Source organism: Thiohalobacter sp. IOR34, from assembly GCF_030406045.1.
In the GTDB taxonomy this organism is placed as follows: domain Bacteria; phylum Pseudomonadota; class Gammaproteobacteria; order Thiohalobacterales; family Thiohalobacteraceae.
In genome coordinates this window covers 380787-396161 of the sequence record NZ_CP128988.1, presented here as the reverse complement: position 1 = coordinate 396161, position 15375 = coordinate 380787, and the positions used below count along the sequence as shown (strand labels likewise).

Sequence of the window (15375 nt, the reverse complement as noted above, 5' to 3'; positions counted from 1 at the left end):
TGCCGCTTGCTTGGTAGATCGTTCGTGGATTTCGTGGCCATTGCAAAAGCTCACCTCTGTGCCTTCCGTGTTTCCCGTGGCCATCAAGCCGCCGGGGCCCGCAAAAGCAGAACAGCGCGCCAACAGGCTGGTGAGCAGCATGCGGCTAGGCGTTTGCCTGTCCTGCGGCAGGCTGGTGCGCCATCATGTCCTTGCCCTGCCGCAGCAGGAATTCGAGAAAGGTGCGCGGTACCAGTGGCAGTTTCTTGCCCCTGAGGTGCACCGCGTACCAGCTCCGGATCAGGGGAAAACCTTCCACCTTGAGCACGGCGATGTGCCCGCATTCCAGTTCCAGGCGCAGGTTGTGGCGGGACAGGACCGACAGCCCCAGCCCGGCCATGACCGCCTGCTTGATGGCCTCGCTGCTGCCCAGCTCCATGTAGGGATTGATCTTCAGACCCTGCCCGGCGAACAGCCGGTCCACCGCCAGGCGGGTACCGGAACCGGGTTCGCGCACCAGGAAGCGTTCCTTGCACAGTTGCGCGAGGGTCAGGGGCTTTTTGCGCCGGGCCAGGGGATGGCGGGCATGGGCCACGACGACCAGCTCGTTGTCCACGAAGGGGTGGGCTTCCACATCCATGTATTCGGGGACCTGGCCCATGATCAGCAGATCGTCCTCGTTGGACTTCAGGCGCGTCAGCACCTTGGAGCGGTTGGTGACGACCAGGTGCGGCTCGACCTGCGGATATCGATCGATGAATGCCCCGAGCAGGTGGGGCATGAAGTATTTCGCCGTGGTGATGACCGCGATGCGCAGCGGTCCCTTGACGATTCGTTCCAGCTCGTTGGTGGTTTCCTCCAGGGAGACCATGCGGTCGAGGATGTCCCGGGCCGCGGCGTAGACCTCGCGGCCGGCCTGGGTGGGCTGGATGTGGCGGCCCACCTGCTCCAGCAGGAGCTGGCCGAGCGTTTCCGACAACTTCCTGATTTGCATGGAAATCGTCGGCTGGGTGAGATGCAGCTCCCCGGCCGCACGGGTATAGCCGCCGAGCCGGACGACGGCCTCGAAGATTTGCAACTGGCGCAGGGTGAGATGGCGGATGAGCTTGTCGGCGGTGGAGTAGGCCATAGCTGAACATCTATATCAAAAATAGAAACTATTGATTTTTGCTTATACCCGGGTTTGGGCACTATGTCCACCACGCGGCGTGGCCGCGGCATAACGTTGGACGAACACTGGAGAGCAAAATGGCTAAAACCTACGACGCGGGCGTGAAAGAGTACCGCGAAACATACTGGGACCCCAACTATACCCCCAAGGACACGGACATTCTGGCCTGTTTCAAGGTCACCCCCCAGGACGGCGTGCCCCGTGAAGAAGTGGCCGCGGCCGTGGCCGCCGAGTCTTCGACCGGTACCTGGACCACCGTCTGGACCGATCTGCTGACCGATCTGGACTACTACAAGGGCCGCGCGTATGCCATTGAGGACGTGCCGGGCGACGACACCTGCTTCTACGCTTTCGTTGCTTACCCCATCGATCTGTTCGAGGAAGGTTCGGTGGTCAACGTCATGACCTCGCTGGTCGGCAACGTGTTCGGTTTCAAGGCTCTGCGCGCCCTGCGCCTTGAAGACGTGCGTTTCCCGCTGGCCTATGTGATGACCTGCAACGGACCGCCCCAGGGCATCCAGGTCGAGCGCGACATGCTGAACAAGTATGGCCGTCCGCTGCTGGGCTGCACCATCAAGCCGAAGCTGGGCCTGTCCGCCAAGAACTACGGCCGCGCCTGCTACGAGGGTCTGCGTGGCGGTCTGGACTTCACCAAGGACGACGAGAACGTCAACTCCCAGCCTTTCATGCGCTGGAAGCACCGTTTCGATTTCGTCATGGAAGCCATCCAGAAGGCCGAGGCCGAGACCGGCGAGCGCAAGGGGCACTACCTGAACGTGACTGCACCGACCGCCGATGAAATGATGAAGCGTGCCGAATATGCCAAGGAAATCGGCGCACCGATCATCATGCACGACTACCTCACCGGTGGCTGGGCCGCCAACACCCAGCTGGCCCAGTGGTGCCGCGACAACGGCATGCTGCTGCACATTCACCGCGCCATGCACGCCGTGCTGGATCGCAACCCGCACCACGGCATCCACTTCCGCGTGCTGACCAAGATCCTGCGTCTGTCCGGCGGTGATCACCTGCACTCCGGCACCGTGGTCGGCAAGCTGGAAGGCGACCGCGACGCGACCCTGGGCTGGATCGACATCATGCGCGACTCCTATATCAAGGAAGACCGTTCACGTGGCATCTTCTTCGATCAGGACTGGGGCGCCATGCCCGGCGTGCTTCCGGTTGCCTCCGGTGGCATCCACGTCTGGCACATGCCGGCCCTGGTCAGCATCTTCGGCGACGATTCCGTGCTGCAGTTCGGTGGCGGCACCCTGGGCCACCCCTGGGGCAACGCTGCCGGTGCCGCTGCCAACCGCGTTGCCGTGGAAGCCTGCGTGCAGGCCCGCAACGAGGGTCGCGAACTCGAGAAGGAAGGCAAGGACATCCTTACCGCTGCCGCCAAGCACAGCCCCGAGCTGGCCGCGGCAATGGAAACCTGGAAGGAAATCAAGTTCGAGTTCGACACCGTCGACAAGCTGGACGTTTCCCACAAGTAAGCGCAAGGATTCCGCCGTGCCGGCCGGCACGGCGGGAACCGGAAATTTTTATATCGATTCAGGAGTAACAACATGCAAGATTATCAGTCAAGCTTGAGTGATCCCTCGAGCCGCAAGTTCGAAACCTTTTCCTACCTTCCGGAGATGACCCCGGAGCAGATCCGCACCCAGATCGAGTACATCGTCAGCAAGGGCTGGAACCCGGGTATCGAACATACCGAACCGGAGAATGCCGGCGGCCACTACTGGTACATGTGGAAGCTGCCCATGTTCGGTGAAACCGACGTGGACGCCATTCTCAAGGAAGTGGAAGCCTGCCATGCAGCGCACCCGAACAACCACGTGCGTCTGCTCGGCTTCGACAACTTTGCGCAGTCTGCCGGTGCCGCCATGGTGATCTACCGGGGCAAGGTGGTCTGAGGAATGTCCGTTTCCGGTCGCGCACAGGCGTGGCCGGAAACGGAATACCCTAACCGTGCAGGAGACATTTCCATGAGCAGACCGGACAAATACGTCGGCATCGATCGGGATATCAACGGTGGCATGACCAGCATCGGCAAGATCATCCGTGATGCCTGGGTGTTCGGCATTCTCGATGAAAGCGAGACCTGTGAAGGCTGGAGCCTTCCCATGATCGACGCCCTGATGCAGAAAGTGAATGCGGAGTGGGACAGGCATGGCTGCCTGGTCAGCAACCTGCCCGAACCGCTGGCGGCGCGTCACCGGGACATCCACGGCCGTGCGCTGGAAAGGGCCAGGGCAGCAGGCTGGTCCGGAGAGCATGAAACCGCACACGAAGACTGAAACACCGAACCCGTATGAATGGGGATGAGCATGTCCGATACAAACACAGATCCGAAACAGTACATCATCAGCGATGAACCCTTTTACCAACCCGTCGGCAAGGAAATCGAATACTACGAGGCGGCATACCAGGCCCGCATGCCCATGATGCTCAAGGGGCCGACCGGCTGCGGCAAGTCGCGCTTCGTCGAATACATGGCCTGGAAACTCGGCAAGCCGCTGATCACCGTGGCCTGTAACGAGGACATGACCGCATCCGACCTGGTCGGCCGCTTCCTGCTCGACAAGGACGGCACCCGGTGGCAGGACGGGCCGCTGACCACGGCCGCGCGCATCGGCGCCATCTGCTATCTCGACGAAGTGGTCGAGGCACGGCAGGACACCACGGTCGTCATCCATCCCCTCACCGATCACCGCCGGGTTCTGCCCCTGGACAAGAAGGGCGAGCTCATCGAGGCCCACCCGGACTTCCAGCTCGTGATTTCCTACAACCCCGGCTACCAGAGCCTGATGAAGGATCTCAAGCAGTCCACCAAGCAGCGCTTCGGCGGACTGAGCTTCGATTATCCCGAGACCGCACTCGAAGTGGCCATCGTCGCGAAGGAGTCCGGGGTGGACGAGGCCATCGCGGAAAAACTGGTGCAGATCGCCCACCGCGCACGCAACCTCAAGGGGCACGGCCTGGACGAGGGCATTTCCACCCGTCTGCTGGTCTATGCCGGCCAGCTCATCAGCAAGGGCGTGGACCCGGAAGCGGCCTGCACCATCACCATGGTCACACCGCTGACCGACGACCCGGACATGCAGGACACCCTGAATGCCGCGGTGCAGACCTTCCTGGGATAGCTTCCGAATCCCCCCGCGGGGCCGGAAAATCCGGTGCCGGACAGCGGGGTTCCCGATCCGTTTTCCTGTAATGGTGTGCGCCGATGTCATCCGTAAAACTTGAAGATTACGCGGAGTTCCTGGAAGAAGCCGTTCCCGAGATCCGCGAGGTGCTGGAGAGCACGTTCCACGAAGCCGCCCGCATCATGTCCCCGGCCGGGCTGGGGGACTACCTGGACGGCGCCCGTGCGCTGATCAACCTGCGGCGCGGACACGACCTGGTCACCACCTATCTCGAGGAGATGCCGCTGGTCGCAAGGGAATGCGGGGAAGACATCATCCCGGATGTCATTACGGCGGCGATGAAGGTCTCCTCGATGACCTCGGGCGAGGTCATCACCCTGCTGTTCGCCAGCCTGCCGTCCGTGTCCCGTCACCTGGGAGACGCGCAACTGGTGCGCGGCTACCTGACGCTGATCCACCAGCTCGCCTCGACCGCGGCCCGTGGCCTGCGGCCCATGCTCAACCACATCGATGAGCTGCTCTCCAAGCTGACCCTGAGCGGGCTGCGCCGCTGGGCCAATTTCGGCGCCCAGGCCTACCGCCGCGACTTCGACAACCTGACCTCCTATTTCAACCTGCAGTCCGCCGACAGCCGCGCGATGCTGGAAAAGGAACGCCGGGGCGTGCTGTTCGTGAGGATCCAGCGCAAGATCAATTTCTACCTGCGCGCCCTGTGGGGCCGCGACTTCTTCCTGCGCCCCACCGGTGCCGACTACACGGACTTCCGTCCCTACATCGAGGACCGGATCATCCATGTCCCCGATGCGCTGGACGATCTCGGCGACATTCCCGGGCTGGAGATCTACCGGGCCACGGCCGCGCACATGGCCGCGCACATGATGTATACCCGCAGCCCGGTCTCGGCGGAACAGCTCAGCCCGGCACAGATGTTCTTCGTCGGCCTGCTGGAGGATGCGCGCATAGAATACAAGGCGGTCAGCAGCTTCCCCGGACTGAAGCGGCTCTGGCTCTCCCTGATGCAGGCGGAATACGACGAGCCGGTGGAACACGAGACGGTGCCGGTGCTGGAGAAACTGGCTCTGCAGCTTCTCGACGGCAGCGTCCGCAGCGGAGACGAGCAGATCGATGCTTTCGTCGACAGGTTCCACGAGAACATCGATGCCAATCAGGACGACAACCACTTTTCCTGGATGATGGGCATCGAACTCTACAACATCTTCGCCGGACGCCGCGCAGTGCCCAGCCTGCGCATCCTGGAGCGCTATCGCATCCCCTACCGGGACGACAATCGCATGATCTGGCGCTTCGAGGAAATCGACTGGAACCGCGGCGTCGAGTATGTCGCCGCGAGCCAGCGTCAGGTGCGCAAGCACGTGAGTGTCATCGAGATGGCCAACGAGGTCGATTGCGAACTGGCCGGCGACGACGCGCAGGAAGTCTGGATCTGTTCGACGGCGATGCGCCCCTACGAGGACGACCTGACCGACAACACGAAAACCTTCAACGAGATGTGGGGCAAGGAGCCGGTCTCGGATCCCTATCACTACCACGAGTGGGACTACCAGATTCAGCTCCACCGTCCCGACTGGGTCACCGTCTATGAACGGCGCCAGCCACGGGGCGATGCGGAGGAGATCGATCGCATCCTCACCCTGTACAAGCCCGTCGCCCACCGCATCCGGCAGATCATCGATCTGCTGGCGCCGGCGGGCGTGCAGCGCCAGCGGGGCCTGGAGGACGGAGACGAGATCGACATCAACGCGGCCGTGGACGCCATGGTCGCCCTGCGCATGGGCGAGCAGCCCAGCCCCCGCATCACCATGCGCAACGTGCTCAAGACCCGGGACCTGGCCGTGGTGGTGCTGCTGGATCTGTCCGAGTCCACCAACGAGCGCGTCGGCGACAGCGACAAGACCGTGCTGGAACTGACCCGCGAGGCGGCCACGCTGGTGGCTACGGCGATCGAGGGCATCGGCGATCCCTTCGCCCTGCACGGCTTCGCATCGGACGGCCGTCACGATGTGCAATACTACCGCTTCAAGGATTTCAGCCAGCATTTCGATGACGAGGCCAAGGCAAGGCTCGCGGGCATGAAGGGCGGACTGTCCACCCGCATGGGAGCGGCGCTGCGCCATGCGGGACAGCACCTGCTGCGGCAGCAGGAAAGGCGCAAGCTGATCCTGCTGGTAACCGACGGCGAGCCGGCGGACATCGACGAGCAGGATCCGCAGCACCTGCGCCACGACACGAAAAAAGCAGTCGAGGAACTGTATGCCAACGGGGTGCTGTCCTATTGCCTGACGCTGGATCCCATGGCGGACAGCTACGTCAAGCGCATATTCGGCGAGAACCAGTACACGATCATCGATCACGTGGAGCGCCTGCCGGAACAGTTGCCGCTGCTGTTCGCCAGCCTGACCGCATGACGCATGGGCACGCGCATCGGAGACATGCCGGTCTACGCGACGCGCAGGGAGGAAGTGGATGCCACGCTCTACAACCTGTGGCGGCGGGCGCGCCTGCACAGGCTGCTTCCGCTGCGCGTCGCATATCCGGGGCGCAGCCAGATCGTACTGATCGTCGAGGAGGACGACTGGGTGGTGGTGGATCAGAACCAGTACGATCTGCCGCTGCTGGCCTGGACGGATTTCGAGGATGCGGGGCGAAGCAGCCTGCACACGCCGGTGGGCTGTACCCTGAATTACTATCATTACATGGCCAGCAGCCTGCGGGAAAGGATGCTGGCCATGATTCGGGACGAACTGGAAGCCCGGCTTGGCTGATGTCTGTTGTAAAAGGGTAAGGAACCATGCCGATCGTTGACATGAAAGACATGCTCGGACACGCCCGGGAACACGGCTATGCCGTGGGTGCCTTCGAGGTGGTGAGCCTGGATTTTCTGGAAGGCATCGTACAGGCTGCGGAGCGGGCGAGGGCGCCGCTGATCCTGAGCCTGGCGGAGACGCATTTCCCGTATTTCGATTTCGATCTGCTGATGCCCGCGGTCGAGGAGGCCGCCATGCGCGCGCAGGTGCCGGTGGCGATTCATTTCGATCACGGCACGAGTGTCGAGTCCGCAATCCGGGGGATCAACCGCGGCTGCAACGGGGTGCTGGTGGATCTCTCGCACCTGGACTTCTCCGAGAACACCCGCAGAACCCGGGAAGTGGTGGAGACCGCGCACGCCTGCGGCGTGGCCGTGGAAGGGGAACTGGGCTACGTTCCCGGCGTCGAGGGGGAAGGAGCGGAAACCTTTCCCGGAGAACTGTCCCATACCTCGCTGGCGGAAGCGAAGGCCTACGTGGAACGCACCGGGATCGATTTCCTCGCCGTCTCCATCGGTACCGTGCATGGAAGGATGAAGGGCAAGCCGCGGCTGGACTATGCCCGGCTCAAGCAGATCCGGGATGCGCTGGACGTTCCGCTGGTCATTCACGGCGGTTCCGGCCTGTCCGACGACCAGTACCGGCGGCTGATTGCCAACGGCATCACCAAGATCAACTGCTATTCCGCACTGGCCGACGCCGCGGCGAACCGGCTCCGGCAGAATCTCGCCCGGCAAAAGAAGGGCTCCTGGCCCGGCGCGGTGAACGGGGTGCGGGAGGCGATCGCAGAGGAAGTGGAACGCTGCATGCGCCTGTGGGGCGCCGCGGGCCGGGCGGCGGAAGTGCTGGCCCGCTGCCGCGCGTGGACGCCGGTGGAACACCTGATCATCTACAACGTGGACAAGCCGGACATGGTGGACGTGCAGGCGATGATGGAAGAAGGCCGCCGGGTGCTGTCCGCCATTCCGGGCGTGCGCGAAGTGATCACCGGGGAAGCGGTGCAGACGGACGCGAGCTACCGCTACACCTGGCTGGTGCGCTTCTGCCACCCGCGGGTCATCGACAGTTACCGGGAACACCCGGCGCACGTCGCCTTCGCCAACCAGCGTTTCCGTCCCGTCGCCGGAAACCGGATCAGCATCGACTACCAGACCTGAGCCGGTCCATGTACTCAAGGACGAGTTCAAGTCTCTAGCCCGCATATTGCACCAAGGCGGCCCGCATGATCGGAGTGCAGGCTGGTATACAAGGCCAGGAGGCTCGCAAATAGGCCCTCGTGGCGGGGTACGCTTTGCGCCTATTCGATTGACTCCGGGCATCCTGCCCTCCGCCCTTCGGGCCAGCCTTGCGGCTGTTCAAAATCGCTCCCGGCGATTTTGTCAGGACGCATCTGGCTGCGCATCCTGGCCGATCGCCCTTGAACCCTAGCTACAGGTATGCTTCCGGGATACCGGGCACTTCTTCCCGAAAATCCGCGCCGCCTTCCCCGGAGATCCACGATGAACCAAAAGAAAACGGGGCCCGAAGGCCCCGTTCCACTTCATACTCGAAGCGAGTCGAGATCAGAAGTTGTGCTGCAGACCGATGGTGATGACATCCTGCTCGCCTGCGCGGGTACGGCTGCCGCAGACGTTACCGGTGGTGCCGTCACAATCGATGTTGTTGTAACCACCGTAGACGAAGGTACGCTTGCTGAACATGTGCGCAACGGCAATGGTCCAGGTATCGTACTCGGCCGTGTTGGTGGCGCCGGAGGTGTTGTTGTCGTCACCCTGACCATAAGCGGCATACAGCATGTTGCTGCCCATGGTGTAGGTGGCACCGATGTGCCAGACGTCAGCATCCTTGGTGGTGTTGGAGGCAGCGCCAGCAGCCAGCTCAGTGGTGCTGGAGATCAGGCCGCCGTCGTTCTCGTACTGAGCGAAGACCTTGGCCTCGTCGTTGATCTGGTAGCTGCCGCCGATCTTCCAGGCGTCATCCTCGCCACCATGGTCGTTGGTCAGGTAGGACACGAAACCGAGGATCGGGCCATTCTTGTACACGCCGGTCAGACCCCAGGCGTCGTCGTCACGGGTGGTCACGTCTTCGGAGTCGAAGCTGTAGTCGACGATGACCTTGAAGCCACTCATGCTCGGGGAGTCATAGCGGACGTGGTTGGTCATGCGGCCCTGGCCGTTCTCGCCAGCGCCCAGATGCAGGGAAGACTGGAAGCCCAGGCCACGAGCCTGTGCGGAGGTGCGGTACAGCGGATCGATCATGGCGCCGGTGCTCTTGTAACCGGTGCTGATGGTGCCGAACTTGACGGAACCCCAGCCCTCGCCGGCCAGGCCGACCCACTGGTCACGATCGGTAAGCGCGCCATTAGCGTTGCGCTCGCTGCCATCATACTGGAAGTCGATCAGGAACACGGCCTTCAGACCGTTGCCCAGGTCCTCGGAGCCCTTGAAGCCCACGGAGCAGGTGGTGCAGTTCATGTTGATGTCGTCGGAACCACCGTCGACGTCGACAGAATCGATGCTCATGTTCAGCTTGCCGAACACGGTGACATCGGCATTGGCGGCAAAGGCCATGGAACCGGCCAGTACGCCGGCGACGGCTGCAGAAAGAATCTTCTTGTCCATTGTGTTTCCCCTTATCCAAATAGAAAGGTCTGGTTTTTCAGAACCGGAGCTACCGTACTCCAGCTTCAACCCTGATGCAACACTTTTTCTCAAAAAAACCACAAGGGTCATTTTGTGTTGCTTATGCACAACACAACATGCTGTGCCATGTCCGCCCTGCTTCGGCAACCCCTGCAAAATATTGAGGATTTACAGATAAAAATAATCTATTGGCACATCAAATCCGCCATGATTCCGACGGCATCGGTTGCCGTCCGTTGCGCCGCTCATACATGCCGCCGAATCGCGGCGTCGACCCGCCACCGCGGGCGCAGATGGGAGCGGTCGCCCAAGCAAGCCACGGCAGGCTGATGGGGGCTCGCCCCGCCGCCAAACGACGACGGCGGCCGAAGCCGCCGTCGTTCGGGTACGGATCGCAGGAACGCTCAGCCGCGGACGCGGCGGCGCGCCACTCCCACCAGACCCACCAGACCGGACGCGAACAACCAGACGGCGGCGGGAACCGGCACGGCCGAGACATTGACCATCTGGCTCATGGTGATGTTGAGCGCGTAATCGCCGGCCGCGAGCGCCGCGCTGTCGCTGACCGTGATCGGCGTCGCGGGATTGTATTCCTCGTTGGAGGCGATGCCTATGCTGAACGGCGTGGCGGCATAGCTCGGCGCGCTGTCACCGTACTTGGTGAGAAAGATGCTCAGGCTGAGATTCGAGGCGGCGCTGCCACCGGACACCAGGGTCTGCAGGTAGGGCGCCGCGTCGAAGGAGAAGCTGACGGTGGCGCCGCCGCTGCCGACGGAGAACGCGGTGGAGATCAGGGTGTTCGAGGCCTGGGCGAAGCCTGTACCCGAGCTGACATGGCTCTCGGCGATGGCCGATGCCGCGCCGTTGCCGTTGAGCACATCGGTATTGATGATCTGCGCATCCGCGTAGGTGTAGTCGCCGCCGACCGCGCCATGCACCACGAAGTCGTTGTCATAGCCCGCGCATGGGGCGCCGATGCAGGCCGCCGGGGCATCGAGCGGATCGCTGCTGGCCGTGCCCAGGCTGCTCATCGAAGCGCTGTCGTTGGAAAAGGTGAAGCTCGAGAACGACACGCTGCCGGAATCGACGGACATCGAGAAATTCGTGATCTCGTTCAGGGAGACGGCATACACCGAGGCGGCCTGCGCCTGCAGCGAGAAACCGGCGACAGCCGCAAGGGCAGCCAGAGCGGCGAGACGCCGCGACAGGGTATCGACCATGATGAACTCCTCCGTTCTGCCGTTCTTTAATTATTCGCCGCGGCGGCTTCATTTTAGATTCTTCCCAACCGCGTTGCCCCATCTTAACAGGCCTCGCGGCGCCAGGCAATCTCCCACGCAACCCCCAGGAATCCAAGTAAAAAACGCAACACCGGATGGGCAGGAACCACTGCCAGCCACCAATTTCCGCCGCCAACCCAGCCAAAACAAGAAGCAGGGCGGACATGGCCCGCAGCAATACAAACCCAGGGACTCCTGACTCCTGACTCCTGACTCCTGACTCCTGACTCCTGACTCCTGGATTCTGGATTCTGGATTCTGGATTCTGGATTCTGGATTCTGGATTCTGGATTCTATAGCAACGTTTTGCGCCGCATCGCGGCCTGGAGGCCGCTCCTACTCTAGCTTCTAGCTTCTAGCTTCTAGCTTCTAGCTTCTAGCTTCTAGCTTCTAGCTTCTAGCTTCTCACCCATCGACCCCCAGCCAATAAAAAACCCCGCCACGAGGGCGGGGTTTTTTATTGGCTGGGGGACTAGGATTCGAACCTAGGTTGACGGAGTCAGAGTCCGTAGTCCTGCCGCTAGACGATCCCCCAATGAAACGATCGGGCAACCGCTCCCGGATCAGCGCTTGCTGAACTGGGTGGCGCGGCGTGCCTTGCGCAGACCAACCTTCTTGCGCTCGACCTGACGTGCGTCGCGGGTCACGAAACCGGCCTTGCGCAGCGGAGCGCGCAGCGTCTCGTCGTGCTTGATCAGGGCGCGGGTGATGCCGTGACGGATGGCACCGGCCTGGCCGGTCATCCCGCCACCGGAGACGGTGACGTAGAAATCGAACTGGTCGTTCAGCTCGGTGGTATCGAGCGGCTGACGCACCACCATGCGTGCCGTCTCGCGGCCGAAGTACTCGTCCAGCGGGCGCGAGTTGACGACGATGTTACCGCTGCCCTTGCGGAGAAAGACACGGGCCGTCGAGGTCTTGCGGCGGCCGGTTGCGTAGATCTGATCCTGCGACATGGCGATTCCAGTAGCTATATATTAGGTTAGATATCCAGCGTCTGCGGCTGCTGCGCGGCATGCTGATGCTCGGGCCCGGCATAGACCTTCAGCTTGCGGTACATGGCGCGGCCCAGGGTGTTCTTCGGCAGCATGCCCTTGACGGCAGTCTCGATGATCCGCTCCGGCGCCTTCTCGCGCAGCTTGCCCAGGCTGATGGACTTCATGTTGCCGATGTAACCGGTGTGATGATAGTACATCTTGTCGCTTTCCTTGCGGCCGGTCACGGCGACCTTCTCCGCATTGACGACGATGATGTAGTCACCGGTATCGACGTGCGGCGTGTATTCCGGCTTGTGCTTGCCACGCAGGCGACGCGCCACTTCGGTGGCCAGGCGACCCAGATGCTTTCCCGTTGCATCAATGACGTACCAGTCACGCTTGACCGTTTCCGGCTTGGCACTAAACGTCTTCATTCGAGACTTGCTCCACAGACCATCGTTAGAAAGAGGCGGAATGGTACATAAAGCGGATTGAAGATACAAGCACCAGAATCCACCGCCCCGGATCGCGGGCAAAAAAAAAGCGCGGCAAGAGGGCGCCGCGCTAATAACCACCAAAGGAGGATGGAGGAGTACTGAACTGCCGGTATATCGAGGGGGGATCCGACAATTCAGTATGTAAGCATTGTCTAATATTACGCTTTGCTTGTCAACACCCTCCGGGAAATTTTTTCACCAGGCGCCGAAATAGACTAACTATTTGTTTTTCAAATAACAAGTCGCGTCACCGGGGTGCCACCGCGAAGATGGCTGTCGATGATTTCATCGATATCCTCCTGATCCACATAGCTGTACCAGACCCCCTCAGGGTAGACCACCAGCACCGGCCCCTCGCCACAGCGGTCGAGGCAACCGGCACTGTTGATCCGCACCCCGCCGGGACCGGTGAGTCCCAGCGCCTTGCAACGCTGCTTGGCATAGTCGCGCATCTCTTGTCCGCCGAGCCGCGCGCAGCAGGGCTGGCCGCCCTCCCGACGGTTGGTGCAGAAGAAGACGTGGTATTTGTAATAGGCCATAGCGCTACCCTGGATTGACATTGTCGAGGATGATAGCGCCGGCGGCGCAGCGCGGCCAGGGACTGGTGCCGGGCACCGGCAGGCGCTACCTTATGGCACATGGACACACGCCACTACACCCCCTTCGACGAGCTGGTCATCAACTTCGACCAGGCCCTGCGCACCCTGTTCGGCCGGCCGCAGACCACCGGCCGCCCCAACCCGGCCGACGCCGAGCCGGAACAGGAACTGGACGAGGCGGAACGCAGGGAATCGGCGCGATTGCTGCGTGTCGATCATGCCGGCGAGGTCTGTGCCCAGGCCCTGTATCAGGGGCAGGCGCTGACCGCCCGCCTGGAACGGGTGCGCGAAAACATGGAACAGGCGGCCCGCGAGGAGAACGACCACCTGGACTGGTGCGCGCAGCGGGTACATGAACTGGGCAGCCATACGAGTCTGCTCAATCCCCTCTGGTACGCCGGCTCCTTCAGCCTGGGCGCACTGGCTGGCGCCCTCGGCGACAAGTGGAGTCTCGGCTTCGTCGCCGAGACCGAACGCCAGGTCATCGAGCACCTCGATTCGCACCTGCAGCGCCTGCCGCCACGGGACCTGAAGAGCCGCGCCATCCTGGAACAGATGAAGATCGACGAGGCGCAGCATGGCAACACCGCCATGCAGGCCGGCGGCGCCCCCCTGCCGGCGCCGGTCCGCGGCCTGATGAGGCTGACCTCGAAACTGATGACCGGCAGCAGCTACTGGCTGTAACGGCTGATCGCGGCCGGGAGGCCGCTCCTACACAAGGGGGCGGCGGAACCTCTGTCCCCCGTAGGGGCGGTCGCCAGGCCGCGAACGGGTTGCCTGCCAATCGCGGCCGGGAGGCCGCTCCTACAGGGGTGTGGCGGAACCTCTGCCCCATGTAGGAGCGGTCGCCAGGCCGCGAACGGGTTGCCCGCCAATCGCGGCCGGGAGGCCGCTCCTACACAAGGGGGCGGCGGAACCTCTGTCCCATGTAGGAGCGGTCGCCAGGCCGCGACCGGGGTGCCCGCCAATCGCGGCCGGGAGGCCGCTCCTACAGGGGTGTGGCGGAACCTCTGTCCCCTGTAGGAGCGGTCGCCAGGCCGCGACGGGATTGCCCGCCAAATCGCGGCCGGGAGGCCGCTCCTACAGGGGTGTGGCGGAACCTCTGCCCCATGTAGGAGCGGTCGCCAGGCCGCGACCGGGTTGCCTGCCAATCGCGGCCGGGAGGCCGCTCCTACACAAGGGGGCGGCGGAACCTCTGTCCCCGGTAGGAGCGGTCGCCAGGCCGCGAACGGGGTTGCCGCCAATCGCGGCCGGGAGGCCGCTCCTACAGGGGTGTGGCGGAACCTCTGTCCCCTGTAGGAGCGGTCGCCAGGCCGCGACGGGATTGCCCGCCAAATCGCGGCCGGGAGGCCGCTCCTACACGAGGTATGGCGGAACCTCTGTCCCCCGTAGGAGCGGTCGCCAGGCCGCGAGCGGATTCTCCGCCGATTGTAGGCAGCGCCGCCCGGCCTCAGGACAGGCGGCGCATGTTGCGACCGTAGAAGATCTCCGCCATCTCATGCTGCAGGCGCTTGCGGATCTCGCGCTCCTCCCGCGGCGTCAGCTCGTCCACCCCGGTGCCGAACAGATAGTTGTCGAGATCGAACTCCTTGAGGATCATCTTGGTGTGGAAGATGTTCTCCTGGTAGACGTTGACGTCGATCATCTGGTACCTGTCCCGTGTGTCCCTGGACATGAAGTTCTGGATCGAGTTGATCTTGTGATCGATGAAGTGCTTGCGACCACGCACGTCACGGGTGAAGCCGCGCACCCGGTAGTCGATGGTGAGGATGTCCGACTCGAAGCTGTGAATGAGGAAGTTCAAGGCCCGCAGCGGTGAGATACGGCCACAGGTGGAGACGTCGATATCGGCGCGGAAGGTGCTGATGCCGTTGTCCGGATGGCTCTCCGGATAGGTATGCACCGTGATGTGACTCTTGTCGAGATGCGCCACCACGGCATCGGGCAACGGCCCCGGCTGCTCGCGGGTGACCAGATCTTCCTCGCTCAACAGCGGCTCCTCGGAAATCAGCATGGTGACACTGGCACCCTGCGGCTCGTAGTCCTGATGAGCGATGTTGAGGATGTTGGCGCCGATGATGTGCGACACCTCGGTGAGAATCTGGGTCAGGCGGCTGGCGTTGTAGGCCTCGTCGATGTATTCGATGTACTCGCGACGATGCCGCGGCGTCTTGGCATAGCAGATATCGTAGATATTGAAGCTGAGCGTCTTGGTGAGATTGTTGAAACCGTGCAGCTTCAATCTCTTCTTCATCG

General features: G+C 62.6%; 15 protein-coding genes and 1 tRNA gene. 8 read left to right on the top strand and 8 right to left on the bottom strand.

The window, feature by feature from the left end; genetic code table 11:
* Window positions 1-145: 145 nt before the first annotated feature.
* Entirely contained in the window at window positions 146-1108 is a 963-nt protein-coding gene (locus QVG61_RS01895; RefSeq protein WP_289931628.1) for a LysR family transcriptional regulator, read from the bottom strand.
* A 119-nt stretch (window positions 1109-1227) separates the two neighbouring features.
* Between QVG61_RS01895 and QVG61_RS01890 the strand changes: the two genes are divergently transcribed.
* From QVG61_RS01890 to QVG61_RS01860, 7 genes are all read left to right on the top strand, one after another.
* Complete coding sequence (locus QVG61_RS01890) at window positions 1228-2646, top strand: form I ribulose bisphosphate carboxylase large subunit (protein WP_289931627.1); 1419 nt, start codon at window positions 1228-1230, stop codon at window positions 2644-2646.
* A gap of 72 nt (window positions 2647-2718) precedes the next feature.
* Complete coding sequence (locus QVG61_RS01885; protein ID WP_289931626.1) at window positions 2719-3066, top strand: ribulose bisphosphate carboxylase small subunit; 348 nt, start codon at window positions 2719-2721, stop codon at window positions 3064-3066.
* Window positions 3067-3138: 72 nt separating this feature from the next.
* Entirely contained in the window at window positions 3139-3450 is a 312-nt protein-coding gene (locus QVG61_RS01880; protein WP_289931625.1) for a hypothetical protein, read from the top strand.
* Window positions 3451-3480: 30 nt separating this feature from the next.
* Window positions 3481-4296: a CbbQ/NirQ/NorQ/GpvN family protein gene (locus QVG61_RS01875; RefSeq protein ID WP_289931624.1), complete on the top strand. Its 816-nt coding sequence runs from the start codon at window positions 3481-3483 to the stop codon at window positions 4294-4296.
* 83 nt (window positions 4297-4379) lie between these two features.
* Complete coding sequence (locus QVG61_RS01870) at window positions 4380-6725, top strand: VWA domain-containing protein (protein ID WP_289931623.1); 2346 nt, start codon at window positions 4380-4382, stop codon at window positions 6723-6725.
* A gap of 3 nt (window positions 6726-6728) precedes the next feature.
* Window positions 6729-7082, top strand: a complete 354-nt coding sequence (locus tag QVG61_RS01865; protein ID WP_289931622.1) for a hypothetical protein — start codon at window positions 6729-6731, stop codon at window positions 7080-7082.
* A gap of 26 nt (window positions 7083-7108) precedes the next feature.
* Window positions 7109-8281, top strand: coding sequence for a class II fructose-bisphosphate aldolase (locus QVG61_RS01860; protein WP_289931620.1), 1173 nt, complete (start codon window positions 7109-7111; stop codon window positions 8279-8281).
* Window positions 8282-8686: 405 nt separating this feature from the next.
* Here the strand turns inward: QVG61_RS01860 and QVG61_RS01855 are convergent, their stop codons facing one another.
* The 6 genes from QVG61_RS01855 to QVG61_RS01830 all read right to left on the bottom strand — a co-directional run bounded on the left by QVG61_RS01855 (window position 8687) and on the right by QVG61_RS01830 (window position 13059).
* On the bottom strand, window positions 8687-9745 hold the full coding sequence (locus tag QVG61_RS01855) for a porin (protein ID WP_289931618.1): 1059 nt from the start codon (window positions 9743-9745) through the stop codon (window positions 8687-8689).
* 425 nt (window positions 9746-10170) lie between these two features.
* Window positions 10171-10986, bottom strand: coding sequence for a VPLPA-CTERM sorting domain-containing protein (locus tag QVG61_RS01850; RefSeq protein WP_289931617.1), 816 nt, complete (start codon window positions 10984-10986; stop codon window positions 10171-10173).
* Between the two features lie 521 nt (window positions 10987-11507).
* A tRNA-Gln gene (locus tag QVG61_RS01845) sits at window positions 11508-11581 on the bottom strand.
* A gap of 28 nt (window positions 11582-11609) precedes the next feature.
* Entirely contained in the window at window positions 11610-12002 is a 393-nt protein-coding gene (gene rpsI, locus QVG61_RS01840) for a 30S ribosomal protein S9 (protein ID WP_289931616.1), read from the bottom strand.
* A gap of 26 nt (window positions 12003-12028) precedes the next feature.
* Complete coding sequence (gene rplM / locus QVG61_RS01835; RefSeq protein WP_289931615.1) at window positions 12029-12457, bottom strand: 50S ribosomal protein L13; 429 nt, start codon at window positions 12455-12457, stop codon at window positions 12029-12031.
* 293 nt (window positions 12458-12750) lie between these two features.
* On the bottom strand, window positions 12751-13059 hold the full coding sequence (locus tag QVG61_RS01830; RefSeq protein WP_289931614.1) for a (2Fe-2S) ferredoxin domain-containing protein: 309 nt from the start codon (window positions 13057-13059) through the stop codon (window positions 12751-12753).
* Window positions 13060-13158: 99 nt separating this feature from the next.
* On the opposite strand from QVG61_RS01830, the gene coq7 reads away from it, so the two are divergent.
* On the top strand, window positions 13159-13803 hold the full coding sequence (gene coq7, locus QVG61_RS01825) for a 2-polyprenyl-3-methyl-6-methoxy-1,4-benzoquinone monooxygenase (RefSeq protein ID WP_289931613.1): 645 nt from the start codon (window positions 13159-13161) through the stop codon (window positions 13801-13803).
* 766 nt (window positions 13804-14569) lie between these two features.
* Here coq7 and speD read toward each other — a convergent pair.
* Window positions 14570-15373 (bottom strand): adenosylmethionine decarboxylase, encoded by an 804-nt coding sequence (speD, locus tag QVG61_RS01820; protein WP_289931612.1) that lies wholly within the window; start codon window positions 15371-15373, stop codon window positions 14570-14572.
* Window positions 15374-15375 lie beyond the last annotated feature (2 nt).